Origin of the sequence: Staphylococcus sp. HMSC077D08 (genome assembly GCF_001837945.1) — a bacterium.
GTDB lineage: Bacteria > Bacillota > Bacilli > Staphylococcales > Staphylococcaceae > Staphylococcus > Staphylococcus epidermidis.
In genome coordinates this window covers 1-15,764 of sequence record NZ_KV834813.1, presented here as the reverse complement: position 1 = coordinate 15,764, position 15,764 = coordinate 1, and the positions used below count along the sequence as shown (strand labels likewise).

Sequence of the window (15,764 nt, the reverse complement as noted above, 5' to 3'; positions counted from 1 at the left end):
TCTTTTTCTTAATTGTTTCACGTTATAGTCATTATTACTCAATTGATATTTCGCAGAATAACTAGGAACATTAGGATTGTAAGATATCTCTCCATCTTTATAATCTTTTAAGTTTTTAAAATTGCCATATTGCACAAAAAATTTGAAGTTCTCAATTTCTTTTTTTAACTTATCGTCTTGTATAGGCTTCGTTGGAATAATTTTATTATGTTTCATTACGACAGGATATTTTTTATCTTTATTATGCGCAAAGCCATTTTTGTCTTCTGTTATCTCACTAATTAAAAAGTATCCTTTTGTTGTTCTAGTATTACGATTTATACGTAGAATCATTCCTCTCGATTCCATATTCTTTCCTTTTGGTTCAATGACCATTTCAGAATGAACTATCCATGTCCCTTTGTCATCTTTGTCAAACTCTTCATCACGATAGCCCTCTTTATCATAAAAGTCTTCTAGATTTTTAGTTGGATACATACTTAACGTTTTATTAAAGTTTTGTTTGATTTCAGCTTCTTTGCTATCTTCTTTATTTATAAAACCACATCCTCCAATAAAAATCGTTAAAATTAAGAAACTTACAAATACTATTATTTTGCTTGAATGTTTCATATTTTCACATCTTTCTATTTATCATAAATTGGTAAACATTATATAAATCAACTTCTTAAACATCTACATATTACCAAACAATGAACATATAATACATTTAAGATGGAATTAAAATTTTATTTTACTTTCATAATTAATAAATAAACAAAATCATTTTCCTTAATTGAAACGAAAGAACGACAAATTCCATACTATTACATTGGAATTTGTCGTTCTTTTATTTATTAGAAGCATATATTTCACAGACTTCTAAATTAATTGTTACAACAATTGTTATTATCCTGCTGTTCTTTTTCATTCTTCTCTTTTTTTTCTTCAATTTCCACAGAACAACATGATTGATCCTGAGGTTTCATTTTATTTAATACATCTTTGATTCCCATCAACTCACCCCCTTTAAATAATGATGTTCACAATCAAACCTGTAGAAATAGCTACAACTAAAATGGCGATAACAAACGATACTACAAACTCTTTTTTGAATAATTTAGATAATAATACTACTTCTGGAATACTTGCACCGGCACCACCTATTATTAATGAGACAACCGTTCCCAAGGACATTCCTTTTGAAGCTAATGCTCCGGCTATAGGTAACATAGTTTCAGGTCTAATATACATAGGAATACCTACTACTGATGCAATGAGTACGGATATACTACTATCTCCACTTGCATATTTAGTGATAAACGTTTCAGGTACAAATCCGTATATAAAAGCACCAATAAACACACCAATAAATAAATAAGGAAGCATTGGATATAAGAATGCCCAAGCATCATTTAATGCATGTTTAACACGAGATCCAGTTTTATTAGAAAAAAACCCATCTCCTTTAACGTTTACACCTTTGTAAGTTTTAACTAAATTCATTTTTGAAAATACTAGACCCGTTAAAATACTAAAAATCGCTAGTACAACAAAGTAAATAACAGCAACTTTCCAACTTAGTAAACTCCATAACATAAATATCATTAATGGATTCATTAATGGCGATGCAATCAAGAAACTCACTGCAGGACCAAATGGAACTTTAGAATTTAATAAACCTGCAAGTATAGGAATTGTTGAACAAGAGCAAAAAGGTGTAATCGAACCAAATATCATTCCCAAAATATAATTAATAACTTGATTAGGTTTACTTAAAAAGTGTTTTATTTTCTCTTCTGAAACTATTTGCTGGATTATACTTACAATAAAACTCACTACTATGAATAGTACTAATAATTCAAAAAATAGCATTAAAAATGTCTTTATGAATTCTATACTTGAATCTAACATTAATATAATCCCTCCAAATTTAATTAATCAACTTTTTTTGATTAATATATCAAAAAATATTGATTAATATTATATTAAAAAAGATACTTAAAGTATCTTACAACAAGTATCTTCATTTAAAACAACCTGTATTTGTTGCTCATTAATTTTATAATAATTCCATGTGCCATGCTTTTCAGCAATAAGAACATTTGCATCTACTAATTTTTTTAAATGATAAGAAAGTTTAGATTGTTTTATATCTAATAATTCTTCTAAATCACACACACATAATGATTTATTAGAGCTTTGGCTAATTTGATTTAGTATTTTTAATCTGATTTTATCGGCAAGTGCATTAAACATCTTTTCATAAAAGTCAAACTGTTGATCTTCACTCATATCAGTCTTTGTTTTAATAACTTCCATAAAAGACCATCCTTTTTATAATATTTCATTGAGTTTATATTATCTTTATTTCAATTCTTGAATTGCTTGTTTATAGTCATTTTTTGTTGATTCGCCATACTGAGTAATATTACCTTTAAAGAACTCCTTCTACATATAATATTGTAGCTTCTTTTAAATTGATTTCTCTTGATAGGATAACAAGATTTAAATAACTAACAAAGTAACCAAAAGTTAAAGTACTTACATGATTTACTCGTAATCAATCACACTTTCTTATTGTCAATGTAGTTTTATATCATTTAATACATCAATTTTTCTTGATGTATTAAATATAAATCAATATATATATTATCGCAAGAAAAAAACCTATAATTTTACATAAACTTAGATATTGCTCACAAAAATACTAAAATAATTTCTTCATAAATTGTATTATTAAGAATTAAATTTAGTAAAATTTTTAAAACTCAATCAAAAACATAGACACCAATCTATATAGATGTTAGTCTATAATCGTAAATTAATTAATGAGGTGAGTATAATGTTAAATATTGAAATATACGAAGAAGCTATGTGCTGTTCTACTGGGGTATGTGGTCCTGAACCGGATGAAACACTAATAAAAGCGAACCAAATCAATGAATATTTAAAACAAAATCAAATAGAAGTTCAACGTTATAATATGAACAATAATCCGAATGAATTTATTCAAAATAAAGAAGTTATTCGTTTAATTCAAGAAAAAGGTGATGAAGTTTTACCAATCACTTTTATAGAAGGCAATATAGCTAAAACGGGCGCTTATATTACCCAAGAAGAAGCCGATGAAATTATTACAGTTAATCAAATGAGAAATGGAGGATGCTGTGGTGGAGATGGATGCTGTTAAGTACTTAAATAAATTGAATTTAGATAACGTTGAGTTAACAAAATATTTGTTTTTTACTGGTAAAGGTGGCGTAGGCAAAACAACGATATCAAGTTTTATTGCTTTAAACTTAGCAGAGAATGGAAAGAAAGTAGCTTTAGTAAGTACTGATCCAGCTAGTAATTTACAAGATGTATTTCAAATGGAATTATCTAATAAATTAACTAAATATCAACCTATACCTAATCTCTCTATAGCCAATTTTGACCCGATTGCTGCTGCAGACGATTATAAAGCACAATCTATAGAACCTTATGAGGGTATTCTACCAGAAGATGTGCTTGCTGAGATGAAAGAACAGTTAAGTGGTTCATGTACAGTTGAAGTAGCAGCATTTAATGAATTTACAAATTTTTTATCCGATAAAACTTTAGAACAAGAATTTGATTTCATTATATTTGATACAGCTCCAACAGGTCACACCTTGAGAATGCTTGAATTACCTTCTGCATGGACAGATTATTTAAATACAACGAGTAATGACGCTTCTTGCTTAGGTCAATTATCAGGTTTAAATGAAAATAGAGTTAAATATAATTCAGCACTTGAAAAACTACGTAACCAAGATGATACGACCATGATGTTAGTTGCGAGACCTAGTCACTCTTCTATATATGAAATTCAAAGAGCGCAACAAGAATTACAACAACTGTCAATTTCTAAATTCAAAGTAATCATTAACAACTATATAGAAGAAAGTCACGGTTTAATTTCGAGTCAGATGAAATCAGAACAAGATAAAAACATTAATCATTTTACTGAATGGTTAAATAACAATCATGCTTATTACGTTCCATATAAAAAGCAGAAAGAAGAAGGTATAGAAAGTTTAACTAATCTATTAAATGATGATAACTTAATTGAAAATGATGACTTTATTGTTGAAGATCATCCGCAATTCAATAAATTAATAGATGAAATTGAAAATAGTAAAGTTCAATATTTATTTACATTGGGAAAAGGTGGCGTTGGTAAAACGACAGTAGCAACGCAATTAGCTACAGCATTATCTAATAAAGGATATCGTGTTCTTTTAGCAACTACTGACCCTACTAAAGAAATTAATGTTGAAACCACAAGTAATTTAAATACTGCTTATATTGATGAAGAACAAGCATTAGAAAAATATAAAAAAGAAGTACTAGCAACAGTGAATGATGATACACCACAAGACGATATTGATTATATTATGGAAGATTTAAAATCACCTTGTACAGAAGAAATAGCATTTTTCAAAGCCTTTAGTGACATTATGGAGAATCAAGACGACATGGATTACGTAATTGTAGATACAGCTCCTACAGGCCATACCTTGCTGTTACTTGATTCTAGTGAAAATCATCATAGAGAATTAAAGAAAAAATCAACTCAAACTACCAGTAATGTTGAAACATTATTACCCAAAATTCAAAATAAAAATTTAACACAGATGATAATTGTAACATTAGCAGAAAAAACACCTTATTTAGAATCTAAACGTTTAGTAGAAGATTTAAATAGAGCTAATATAGGCCATAATTGGTGGGTTGTTAATCAATCGTTAGTTACGCTAAATCAACGTGATGACCTTTTTAGTAACAAAAAAGAAGATGAATCATTTTGGATAAACAAGATTAAAAATGAAAGTCTTGATAATTACTTTGTCATACCTTATCGAGTATTAGAATATTGATATTATTGATTATAATGAGAACTATATGATAAATAGAGTCTACTTTAAACCAGTTAATAATTTAGGAGTTAAGCAAGTATGTAATTTATCAAATGACAATAAAAATTATTAACGATATAAAAGATTCCAAGTAGAAAGGGAGAAAAAAATTGAATTATAGTGAAATATCGCAATACTTGAAAGTGATGGCTGATAGTAGCCGTCTTGAGATATTAGATTTGTTATCTTGTGGTGAATTATGCGCTTGTGATTTATTACAGCATTTTTCTTTTTCTCAACCCACATTAAGTCATCATATGAAAGTATTAAAAGACAATAATTTAATTACATCTAGAAAGGATGGTAATAAAAATTTATATAAATTGAATCATGCTGTATTAGATGACATTACATCACGACTCACTCTATTGAGTTCCAGTACTGTCCCATGTATATGTGAAACTGTAGAGAAAGGTGAATGTTAACAATGACAATATTAGCAATCACAATTTTTATATTAACGTTAATTTTTGTTATATGGCAACCTAAAGGTCTAGATATTGGTATTACTGCATTAATTGGTGCTGTAGTTGCTATAATCACTGGCGTTGTAAGCTTTTCAGATGTACTAGAAGTTACTGGAATTGTTTGGAATGCGACCTTAACTTTTGTTGCAGTTATTCTCATTTCACTCATATTAGATGAAATTGGGTTCTTTGAATGGTCTGCTATACATATGGTGAGAGCATCAAAGGGTAATGGCTTGAAAATGTTTGTTTACATTATGTTGTTAGGCGCTATTGTAGCAGCTTTCTTTGCGAACGATGGTGCAGCTTTAATACTGACGCCTATTGTTTTAGCAATGGTACGTAGTTTAGGATTTGATAAAAAAGCGGTATTCCCATTTATTATTGCTAGTGGTTTTATTGCAGATACTACATCTCTTCCATTAATTGTTAGTAATTTAGTTAATATTGTTTCTGCTGATTACTTTGATATTGGATTTGTTGAGTACTTCAGTAAAATGATTATACCTAATATATTCTCTTTAATCGCAAGTATTCTTGTCTTATGGCTTTATTTTAGAAAGTCTATCCCAAGAAAATTTGATGCAGTAAATATTAGAGAACCAAAAGAAGCGATTAAGGACAAAAAGCTTTTTAATATCTCGTGGATTGTACTCACTGTATTGCTAGTTGGTTATTTAATAAGTGAGTTTATAAACATTCCAGTATCAATTATTGCTGGTATCATTGCTTTAATATTTGTATTATTAGCACGTAAATCTAAGGCTGTTCATACGAAACAAGTAATTAAAGGTGCACCATGGAATATTGTTTTATTCTCTATTGGTATGTATCTTGTGGTATTTGGTCTAAAAAATGTGGGGATTACAACGCTTCTTAGTGATGTACTAACAAATATTTCAAGTTACGGCTTATTTAGTAGTATCATGGGCATGGGCTTTATATCCGCATTCCTTTCATCCATTATGAACAACATGCCAACTGTTTTAATAGATGCAATAGCGATTGGTCAATCTCAAACAACAAGCATACTCAAGGAAGGCATGATTTATGCGAATGTTATCGGATCTGATTTAGGACCTAAAATCACACCAATTGGTTCGTTAGCAACACTTCTCTGGTTACATGTGCTTACTCAAAAAGGTGTTAAAATTTCTTGGGGACAATACTTTAAAATCGGTATTATTATAACGATTCCGGTATTATTTATCACACTGTTAGGGTTATATCTAACACTTATTATATTTTAAAAAAGAGGTGTCAATGATGACAAAGAAAATAATTTATTTTATATGTACAGGTAATTCATGCCGTAGCCAAATGGCTGAAGGATGGGGTAAGAACATCTTAGCTGATGAATGGCAAGTATATTCTGGCGGTATAGAGGCACACGGTGTCAATCCAAAGGCAATTGAAGCGATGAAAGAAGTTGGAATTGATATATCAAACCATACTTCTAATTTAATTGACAAAAATATACTAAACCAATCCGATTTAGTAGTAACTCTATGTAGTGATGCTGATCAAAACTGTCCTGTATTGCCGTCTAATGTAAAGAAGGAACATTGGGGATTTGACGATCCTGCAGGCAAACCTTGGTCAGAATTCCAGCGTGTTAGAGATGAAATCAAAGCAGCCATTGAATCATTTAAAGCTAGATAAATTTTAAGCGTCTCAATATCATTGAGACGCTTTTAATAGATTTTCTATCATATAATATTCTTAAAAAATCAACTTAATGATTGCAATGACGATTAAAATACTTACAATCATTTTTTGAATATAATCAGGTATTTTTTGTCCTATTTTCATACCTAGAGGCGTAAATAGTATACTACCTAAAATTAACGGTATTGCACTATTAACAGGAATATAACCCTGTAATAATTTAATAATAAATGCTCCAATAGAAGAAATGAACGCAATTACAATACTATTTGTAACCACCGTGTTCATTGGTAATTTAAATATAACAAGTAGTACTGGAATAATAATAAATGCTCCACCAGCTCCTACAATACCAGATACCAAACCGATGATACCACCTATTGTAATTAAAAGTAGACGATTAAACTTAATATGACTAGTAGATGGTACGACTTTAATAAACATTAAAATAAGAGCTAATAATGCAATAATAATATAAACCATATTAACGAACTGTACATTTATTAAATTCGCTAATATTGCACCTAGTATACTACCTATAATCATTCCACTTCCCATATTAAGTACAAGCGTTCTAGAAAAATCTTTGTTTTTATATGCTTTAAAAGATCCACTCAATGTACTGAAAAACACCTGACTTGAGGTTAATCCTGAAGCAATATAAGCACTATAAGTGGGTAGACCAACCAAAGGTGGTAATAATAAAAGCATAGGATAAATGATAATTGCTCCCCCTATACCAACCAATCCTGAAATAAATCCTCCAAATATTCCAATGAGTAACATGATTATCATGGAAGTCACCATTATCATTTACTTTTTATTAATAATTCAACTGCTTCATTAATTAATGCCTGAGAATCTTCACTATTTTCTTCAGACATTTTGACGCATTCTACTAAGTTCTCGCTAATGATAATACCCATTAAACGTTGAATAGAACTTTTAGATGCACTTAATTGACTAATGACATCTTTACAATTTTTTTCTTCCTCCATCATTTTAATGACACCATTAAGTTGTCCTTGTATGCGATGAATACGATTAATCATCTTTTTATTATATTCCAATATATTTCACTCCATATTAATTTTTAATAATTACATCATATTGATTAAATTTTATTTTGTCAAATACCTAATGGGGTATTTGACAAACTGTCTAATCCGTTATAACATACCCCCATAGGTATTTAAAAGGAGGCAATTATGTCACAATATAAAACAAAACACATTAATGATTTCACTAAAAAAGAATTACAAGAATTGGGTTCTAAGGGTCAATTAATTGACGTTCGACAGCCTGAAGAATATGAATTAGGACACATTAAAAATGCTTTATTACATTCAGTTGAAAACATAGAAAATTTTAAACAAGATCGCAATAAAACTTACTATATTTATTGCAAAAGCGGTAATAGAAGTAGAAAAGCAAGTCAATTTCTTACACAACGCGGATACAATGTGGTGAATTTAGATGGAGGCTATACGGCTTACGAACAGCAACATAATAATGAATCATTTAAATTAAAAGAAGATAAAGAAATTCAAATCAAACACAATCGTAAGACGTTTAATTATAGTAATCTACAGTGCCCAGGACCTATTGTTAATATTAGTAAAGAAATGAAAAACATTGCTATTGGTGATCAAATAGAAGTTGTTGTGACAGATCACGGTTTTTTAAATGATATTAAAAGTTGGGTCAAACAAACTGGACACACACTTGTTAGACTCAATGATTCTGGTAATGAAATTCGCGCTATTATTCAAAAAGAAGAAAATAAAAATATAGAAGTGACGCACACAAAAAATGGAACAACGATTGTTTTATTTAGCGGCGAACTAGATAAAGCAGTTGCAGCAATGATTATTGCTAATGGTGCTAAAGCCGCAGGTAGAGATGTAACCATTTTTTGCACATTTTGGGGCTTGAATGCACTTAAAAAAACTCAAAGTCAACGCATTAAGAAAAAAGGTATCGCAAAACTTTTTGACTTCATGCTTCCAAATTCACCAATTAAAATGCCTATTTCAAAAATGAATATGTTTGGTGTAGGAAATTTAATGATGCGTTATGTCATGAAAAAGAAAAATGTCGATGATTTACCTTCTCTTATCAATCAAGCAGTTGAACAAGGTGTTAAACTTATTGCTTGTACAATGAGCATGGATGTTATGGGCATTACAAAAGAAGAACTACGCGATGATGTAGAATACGGTGGCGTAGGTGCATATATTGGATATACAGAACAAGCTAATCACAATTTATTTATATAATTAAAAAGGAATGATATTATGTTTTTTAAACAATTTTATGATAAACACTTATCTCAAGCATCTTATTTAATCGGTTGTCAAAAAACTGGAGAAGCCATGATTATTGATCCTATTCGTGACTTATCTTCATATATTCGAGTTGCTGATGAAGAAGGTTTAACCATTACTCATGCAGCTGAAACACATATACATGCAGATTTTGCTTCAGGAATTAGAGATGTTGCTATAAAGTTAAATGCTAGTATTTATGTATCGGGCGAAAGTGATGACATGTTAGGTTATAAAAATATGCCTAACCACACTCATTTTGTTCAACATAATGATGATATTTATGTAGGAAATATAAAATTAAAAGTGTTTCATACACCTGGTCACACGCCAGAAAGTATAAGTTTTTTACTTACTGACGAAGGTGCTGGAGCACAAGTTCCAATGGGACTATTCAGTGGTGATTTTATTTTTGTAGGAGATATCGGTAGACCTGATTTACTAGAAAAAGCTGTTAAAGTAGAAGGATCATCTGAAATAGGCGCTAAACAAATGTTTAAATCTATTGAAAGTATTAAAGACTTGCCAGACTACATTCAAATTTGGCCTGGCCATGGCGCTGGTAGTCCTTGTGGTAAATCTTTAGGTGCTATTCCAACATCTACGCTTGGCTATGAAAAACAAACGAACTGGGCTTTTTCTGAAAATAATGCAGCTACCTTTATCGATAAACTAATTTCTGACCAACCTGCACCACCACATCATTTTGCACAAATGAAAAAAATTAATCAATTCGGTATGAATTTATATCAACCTTATACGGTTTATCCAGCTACAAGTACAAACAGATTAACTTTTGATCTCCGCAGTAATGAGGCTTATCATGGTGGACATATTGAAGGTACAATCAATATTCCATATGATAAAAATTTCATCAATCAAATTGGCTGGTATCTAAACTATGATCAAGAAATTAACTTGATTGGAGACTATCACCTTGTTTCAAAAGCAACACACGCCTTACAACTCATTGGTTACGATGATGTTGCTGGATATCAATTACCTCAATCTAAGATTCAAACACGTTCCATTCATAGTGAAGACATTAAAGGTAACGAACCACATATATTAGATGTACGAAATGATAATGAATGGAATAATGGCCACTTATCTCAAGCGGTTCATGTACCACATGGCAAACTTTTAGAAACAGATTTACCTTTCAATAAAAACGATGTTATTTATGTACACTGTCAGTCTGGCATTAGAAGTTCTATAGCTATTGGTATTTTAGAACATAAAGGTTATCACAACATTATTAATGTAAATGAAGGTTACAAAGATATACACCTTTCTTAATATTTATACTAATGAAAAAGGACTATAAGTAGTTAGATATAGCTTATAGTCCCTTTTTATATTATTGGATACATATCTATTTAAAAATCATTTATGTATCCTCGCTTTATATCATTTAATAAATATTTTACATAGTGCATATCTTTTTTATTTATTGATGTGATCAAAAACATAACAGCAATTCTCATAAACCTCATATGTTATGATACGTTCGTCCCCCCCTTTGAGAAGCGGCTAAAAAACCCGCCTCACTTACGATACGCTTCTGCTTATCGGTTAATGATGCGGTTTTTAATTATATAATTTCAATTAATAAGGTAATGAACAGTTTTTTGATAAATGTTATTCTTCTAAAATTCTTTTTAATTTACACACTAAAAAATATCCTCCTTAACAATAATAAGTTATTTAAATTATTGATTAAGGAGGATATTTTTATATCTATTTATTTCTCAATCTAGAACTAGATTTTTATCGTGCTTTCAGCTCATTTCCTGTCATCCATTTATGATTTTTAATGATTTTACCATTATCTTTGGATTTGTAATCAACTACGTAAACAGTAGTCTTTTTCACGTTATCTATATTGGCTGTAGTACCTTTCATACCAGACATATGACTTGCTTCTAATTTAACAGTATCGCCTTTACTAAATCCATCTTTAGGTGCATCTTTGATCTCTTCGTTTACGACCCATTTATGATTGTTTACTTTTTCATTTCCATTTGTGGGTTTATAACTTACAACATAGGCATATGTTTTATACGCACCTTTTACAGTAGCTTCTGCACCTTTCATACCTGGCATATGCCCTGCTGTAATCGTTACTTTATCTCCTACTTTAAATTCACCCTCATTAGTCGATGTCATATCTTCAGGAACTTTACTTTCATCATTATGCTTCATATGGCTCTCACTTTTTTGGTCATTAGTGTCTTTATCTTTTTTCATCATATTAAAATCTCCCTATTGATTAGTTTGTTACTTTTACTTGACCCATCATTCCATTATCTTCATGCTCAAGTATATGACAGTGAAACATGTATGTTCCAGTATTTTTAAATACAACCTCTATTTTAGCTTTTTGTCCAGGTTCCAAAGATATAACATCCTTTTTACCCCTCATATCTTTTGGAGGTTTCTCCCCATCCACAGATAAAACTTTAAATTGCGTTCCATGGATGTGGAAAGGATGTTTCATACCACCCATTTTATCTTTGACGTTTTCAATTTCCCATACTTCCTTCTGGTTTAACTTTTGTGTAAAATCTATTCTGTTAGGATCGAATTTATTACCATTAATGGTAACATTATCATTCATACCTTCTAATTTTATTTTCTTACCTACTTTTGGTGTATTACTTTTGTTAGAACTTTTCTCTTTGTTACTAATCGGTAAAATTACAGTTTTATCATTATCAACCAGACTGATTTTCTCGCCTTTCATTTTAGATAAATCTATTACTATTTCTTTTCTTTCTGAAGGAGCTAAATTAATTTCTTTTAATTTTTTAGCGTTTTTTAATTGACCGCCATCTGAAGCAATATACTCAAAACTTTGATTATTACTTAGCTTAAGATTTAAATCTCGAGCATTAGAACCATTTAAAAGTCTCAAACGTATTTTCTCTTCTTTTGCTGTAAGTTTGGGGTTTACTATTCCGTTCACAAGAACAGTATCACCTTGAGTGCCATCTTCGTCTTTCGTTTTTGAATAATTTAATTTTTTAGATACAAATGTTTTATCTTGGATTATTATAGGCAAATCATTTTTTCCATAATTACTAGGATAATTATTCTTTTTACTATCTTCTATATATAATAATCCTGATAAGCCATTATAAACTTGTTTAGCTGTATTTGGAGAGGGGTGGGGGTGATACCATAACGTAGCAGAATCTTGATTAACCTCAAATTTTATAGTTTTTTCTTTTCCTGGTTTTATAACCTGAGAAGGCCCTCCATCCACTTTTCCATTTACTTCTAATCCATGCCAATGAAATGTTGTATTTTCATCTAAGTTATTTATTAACTTAATTTTAACTTTATCTCCTTTTTTTAATTTTAAAGTTGGTCCAAGTAAATTTCCATTGTAGCCTAGAGTATTAGAAAAATTATTTTTGTAAAACTCTGTCTTTCCTTCCTGAGCTTTTAATGTATAATTTTTATAACCATTGTTATCTTTTTTTGACTCTGCAACTTTAGGAAATATTATTTCATTTTTTCCTTGTGAAGAATTTAATTTCTTTCTTTCGTCATGATGTTTCATATTTGTCATATCCATTGTATTTTTCTTATCTTCTTTCATATTCATCATATCATTCTTACTTTCTGCGAAAGTATCATTAGACGCAATAATTATTATGGAAAAAATTATAATTAAAATTGCAAAAACTTTATTATACATAAGGTTTACCTCTTTTATTTTAATTTTAATGTAAAAGCATTAATCGCTACTATAACTGTACTTAAAGACATTAATATTGCTCCTACAGCTGGTGATAATATTAACCCGACAAAAGCTAATGCGCCAGCTGCTAAAGGTACAGCAACAATATTATAACCTGCACCCCACCATAAGTTTTGAACCATTTTTCTCATAGTATTATTTGAAAGGGTCAAGAAATGAATGATATCTGATGGATTACTTTTAACAAGTATGATATCACCTGAATCCACTGCAACATCTGTGCCTGCACCAATTGCTATACCAATATCGGCTCTTATAAGGCTCGGCGCATCGTTGATACCGTCTCCGACCATCATGACTTTATTACCTTTGCTTTGATAATCTTTTATAATGCTTTCCTTATCTTCTGGCATGAGTTGTGCATGGACATCACTAATACCTAATTCTTTTGCGACAGCGTGTGCCACTTCATTATTGTCACCTGTAAGCATGACTGGTGTAATATTTCTTGATAGTAAATCAGCTACCATTTGTTTTGAGCTTTCTTTAATTTGATCTCCTTGAGCAATCATGCCAATGACTTGTTGATCCTCAATTAAATAACTGATTGAATTACCTTGTTGAGCTAATTTAGTAAACAAGTCATCGTCATAATTAAGTTTATGTTTATCAAGATAAGAGACATTTGTTATTTTATATGTTTTATTATCAATTAGACCTTCTAATCCGACACCTGGAATATTATTAACGTCTTGTGGATTAGTAAATGAAACATTTTTACTTTTCGCAAAATCAACAATACTTATAGCTAATGGGTGATTAGATTGACTTTCTAATGAGGCGAAAAGGCTTAATATTGTATCATTACTCAAATCATTTTTAAAGCTCTCATAATGATTCACAGAAAAGTTACCCTCAGTTAAAGTACCAGTTTTATCCATCATTACATAATCGATATGTTGAGCTATTTCTACAGACTCTCTATTTTTAATAATTAAACCATTATGTGCACCAATTGAAGTAGAACGTGCAGTGACTAAAGGTATTGCCAAGCCTAAAGCATGTGGACAAGCAATGACTAACACAGTTACAAGACGTTCTAATGCAAAATCAACATCATTTTGAATGAGCATCCAGACAATAAAAGAAATCACGCCAACACTTACAGCAAAGTAGAATAAATAACCCGCTACTTTATCAGATAACAATTCAGCACTAGATTTATCATTTTGTGCTTGATTAACAAGTCCCATAACTTGAGAAAGATATCCATCTTCTCCAACAGCTGTAACCTTGACTTGTATTGTTCCAGACCCATTAATAGAACCCCCGATGACGTTGTCATTTTGATTTTTTTGTACTTTTTTAGATTCTCCAGTGACTAGGGATTCATCTATAGATGTTTGTCCTTGAACGATAATACCATCTGTTGGAATGCTTTCTCCGGCTTTTACTTCGACGATATCATCAGTCATGATGTCTGATATTTTAACTTCTTCGCGTTGGCCATTATCCATAACTTTAATCGCACTATTAGGTAACAGTTCTGCCATTTTCTTTAAAGCATCTCCAGCATTTCCGACAGCATTCATTTCTATCCAATGTCCTAATAGCATAATTAAAATTAAGGTTGCTAATTCCCAAAAAAAGTCCATTGTATGACCAGTTGCACTACTAAAGTTATTCATATAAAAAGCATACAAGCTATAAATATAAGCTACTGAGATACCTAGGGCAACTAAGGTCATCATGCCTGGTTTTTTTGTAGCAATTTCATCTTTACCACCAGACAAGAACGGTTTACCACCATAAAAGAATAAAATTGTACTTAATATTAACACTACCCATTCAGAACCTGGAAATGTGAATTGAAAAGGTAAGTTAACACCCATCATTGGCGATAAGAGAATGATAGGTATTGCAAAAATTAATGAAACAAAAAACTTAACTTTAAAATTTCCATGATGATGTGCATGGCCACTATGATGATGTGAGGCATGGTTATCATGATGCATGTGATTGGAATGATTCATGTGATTTTGATGATTATGCTCTTCACCATTATTATTCAAATTAACCCCTCCCAATGAAAACGTGATAGTAAAGTTACTTATACCATAACATATACCCCCCTACGGTATAAATAGTTTCGATTTATCTTCATTTATGATTTATTTATATCATTCTGAAAATTATTTCTACACCTCCTACATTAGACCTTGTCATCGATGTTTAAAACAAGGTTTTAATTAAAAGATCTCATCTTAACTATCGCATGACAATACACTCTGACCAAGGTTAGCATTAGCAACACAAGTTATATATTAATATTCTTAAAGAAAATAACGCATTTCAAAGTAGTTCTAGAAAAGCAAACTGTCTAAATCATTATTTAAAGAAGCCAGTAAATGAATTCATAATAAACTCATTTACTGGCTATTTTTCTAGTACTTATGCTCAGTTTCTTCAAACTATATTAATCATTTTTTGATTCTCAAATTCTACGCCACAATATCTGCATTTTATTAAAGATACTATATATTCGATCAATTTCAAAGTAAGTTATATACAATTTATTTTTTAGTTTTATTTATGATATGCTTCACCCTATCAGTGATATGGCTAAAAAGATATGCAATAAGGTTCTGTTGCAAAGTTGAATTTATAGTAT

General features: G+C 30.3%; 16 protein-coding genes. 7 read left to right on the top strand and 9 right to left on the bottom strand.

Going from position 1 to position 15,764, the window contains the following annotated elements:
• The 4 genes from HMPREF2663_RS09330 to HMPREF2663_RS09315 form a co-directional block, all read right to left on the bottom strand.
• Positions 1–612 (bottom strand): tandem-type lipoprotein (locus HMPREF2663_RS09330; protein WP_070846307.1); only part of this gene is annotated, 612 nt, incomplete at its 3' end.
• 254 nt (positions 613–866) lie between these two features.
• Positions 867–995, bottom strand: coding sequence for a hypothetical protein (locus HMPREF2663_RS13055; protein WP_002447564.1), 129 nt, complete (start codon positions 993–995; stop codon positions 867–869).
• A gap of 13 nt (positions 996–1,008) precedes the next feature.
• Positions 1,009–1,893, bottom strand: coding sequence for a permease (locus tag HMPREF2663_RS09320; protein WP_070846305.1), 885 nt, complete (start codon positions 1,891–1,893; stop codon positions 1,009–1,011).
• An 87-nt stretch (positions 1,894–1,980) separates the two neighbouring features.
• A complete protein-coding gene (locus tag HMPREF2663_RS09315; protein ID WP_002437630.1) occupies positions 1,981–2,301 on the bottom strand; it encodes an ArsR/SmtB family transcription factor in 321 nt (106 codons plus the stop codon).
• A 523-nt stretch (positions 2,302–2,824) separates the two neighbouring features.
• On the opposite strand from HMPREF2663_RS09315, the gene arsD reads away from it, so the two are divergent.
• From arsD to arsC, 5 genes are all read left to right on the top strand, one after another.
• On the top strand, positions 2,825–3,172 hold the full coding sequence (gene arsD / locus HMPREF2663_RS09310; protein ID WP_002496049.1) for an arsenite efflux transporter metallochaperone ArsD: 348 nt from the start codon (positions 2,825–2,827) through the stop codon (positions 3,170–3,172).
• On the top strand, positions 3,159–4,883 hold the full coding sequence (arsA, locus tag HMPREF2663_RS09305; RefSeq protein WP_176746338.1) for an arsenical pump-driving ATPase: 1,725 nt from the start codon (positions 3,159–3,161) through the stop codon (positions 4,881–4,883). Before arsD ends, arsA begins: the two co-directional genes overlap by 14 nt.
• Positions 4,884–5,032: 149 nt before the next feature.
• On the top strand, positions 5,033–5,347 hold the full coding sequence (locus tag HMPREF2663_RS09300; RefSeq protein ID WP_002437624.1) for an ArsR/SmtB family transcription factor: 315 nt from the start codon (positions 5,033–5,035) through the stop codon (positions 5,345–5,347).
• 2 nt (positions 5,348–5,349) lie between these two features.
• Positions 5,350–6,639 (top strand): arsenite efflux transporter membrane subunit ArsB, encoded by a 1,290-nt coding sequence (gene arsB, locus HMPREF2663_RS09295; RefSeq protein WP_070846301.1) that lies wholly within the window; start codon positions 5,350–5,352, stop codon positions 6,637–6,639.
• A gap of 16 nt (positions 6,640–6,655) precedes the next feature.
• Complete coding sequence (arsC, locus tag HMPREF2663_RS09290) at positions 6,656–7,051, top strand: arsenate reductase (thioredoxin) (RefSeq protein ID WP_002474917.1); 396 nt, start codon at positions 6,656–6,658, stop codon at positions 7,049–7,051.
• Positions 7,052–7,111: 60 nt separating this feature from the next.
• Here the strand turns inward: arsC and HMPREF2663_RS09285 are convergent, their stop codons facing one another.
• Together HMPREF2663_RS09285 and cstR are read right to left on the bottom strand one after the other, a co-directional pair.
• The gene (locus HMPREF2663_RS09285; protein ID WP_002474919.1) at positions 7,112–7,852 is read right to left on the bottom strand and encodes a sulfite exporter TauE/SafE family protein; all 741 of its coding nucleotides are present in this window, start codon (positions 7,850–7,852) and stop codon (positions 7,112–7,114) included.
• A gap of 14 nt (positions 7,853–7,866) precedes the next feature.
• Complete coding sequence (gene cstR / locus HMPREF2663_RS09280) at positions 7,867–8,127, bottom strand: persulfide-sensing transcriptional repressor CstR (RefSeq protein WP_000456194.1); 261 nt, start codon at positions 8,125–8,127, stop codon at positions 7,867–7,869.
• A gap of 138 nt (positions 8,128–8,265) precedes the next feature.
• On the opposite strand from cstR, the gene HMPREF2663_RS09275 reads away from it, so the two are divergent.
• Both HMPREF2663_RS09275 and cstB read left to right on the top strand, forming a co-directional pair.
• Entirely contained in the window at positions 8,266–9,336 is a 1,071-nt protein-coding gene (locus HMPREF2663_RS09275) for a DsrE/DsrF/DrsH-like family protein (protein ID WP_002474916.1), read from the top strand.
• 18 nt (positions 9,337–9,354) lie between these two features.
• The gene (cstB, locus tag HMPREF2663_RS09270; protein WP_002474931.1) at positions 9,355–10,683 is read left to right on the top strand and encodes a persulfide dioxygenase-sulfurtransferase CstB; all 1,329 of its coding nucleotides are present in this window, start codon (positions 9,355–9,357) and stop codon (positions 10,681–10,683) included.
• 471 nt (positions 10,684–11,154) lie between these two features.
• Here the strand turns inward: cstB and HMPREF2663_RS09265 are convergent, their stop codons facing one another.
• The 3 genes from HMPREF2663_RS09265 to HMPREF2663_RS09255 are packed head-to-tail and all read right to left on the bottom strand — an operon-like array spanning position 11,155 to position 15,165.
• Complete coding sequence (locus HMPREF2663_RS09265) at positions 11,155–11,637, bottom strand: YdhK family protein (RefSeq protein ID WP_002489005.1); 483 nt, start codon at positions 11,635–11,637, stop codon at positions 11,155–11,157.
• A gap of 19 nt (positions 11,638–11,656) precedes the next feature.
• Positions 11,657–13,090, bottom strand: coding sequence for a multicopper oxidase family protein (locus HMPREF2663_RS09260; RefSeq protein ID WP_020362832.1), 1,434 nt, complete (start codon positions 13,088–13,090; stop codon positions 11,657–11,659).
• Positions 13,091–13,104: 14 nt separating this feature from the next.
• On the bottom strand, positions 13,105–15,165 hold the full coding sequence (locus tag HMPREF2663_RS09255; RefSeq protein WP_070846299.1) for a heavy metal translocating P-type ATPase: 2,061 nt from the start codon (positions 15,163–15,165) through the stop codon (positions 13,105–13,107).
• Positions 15,166–15,764: the final 599 nt, after the last annotated feature.

Bases quoted from the DNA above. Each gene is read 5' to 3' on its own strand.
- HMPREF2663_RS13055 (WP_002447564.1), bottom strand. From the start codon at position 995: ATGGGAATCAAAGATGTATTAAATAAAATGAAACCTCAGGATCAATCA.
- HMPREF2663_RS09320 (WP_070846305.1), bottom strand. From the start codon at position 1,893: ATGTTAGATTCAAGTATAGAATTCATAAAGACATTTTTAATGCTATTT.
- HMPREF2663_RS09315 (WP_002437630.1), bottom strand. From the start codon at position 2,301: ATGGAAGTTATTAAAACAAAGACTGATATGAGTGAAGATCAACAGTTT.
- arsD (WP_002496049.1), top strand. From the start codon at position 2,825: ATGTTAAATATTGAAATATACGAAGAAGCTATGTGCTGTTCTACTGGG.
- arsA (WP_176746338.1), top strand. From the start codon at position 3,159: ATGGATGCTGTTAAGTACTTAAATAAATTGAATTTAGATAACGTTGAG.
- arsB (WP_070846301.1), top strand. From the start codon at position 5,350: ATGACAATATTAGCAATCACAATTTTTATATTAACGTTAATTTTTGTT.
- arsC (WP_002474917.1), top strand. From the start codon at position 6,656: ATGACAAAGAAAATAATTTATTTTATATGTACAGGTAATTCATGCCGT.
- HMPREF2663_RS09285 (WP_002474919.1), bottom strand. From the start codon at position 7,852: ATGATAATCATGTTACTCATTGGAATATTTGGAGGATTTATTTCAGGA.
- HMPREF2663_RS09275 (WP_002474916.1), top strand. From the start codon at position 8,266: ATGTCACAATATAAAACAAAACACATTAATGATTTCACTAAAAAAGAA.
- cstB (WP_002474931.1), top strand. From the start codon at position 9,355: ATGTTTTTTAAACAATTTTATGATAAACACTTATCTCAAGCATCTTAT.
- HMPREF2663_RS09265 (WP_002489005.1), bottom strand. From the start codon at position 11,637: ATGATGAAAAAAGATAAAGACACTAATGACCAAAAAAGTGAGAGCCAT.
- HMPREF2663_RS09260 (WP_020362832.1), bottom strand. From the start codon at position 13,090: ATGTATAATAAAGTTTTTGCAATTTTAATTATAATTTTTTCCATAATA.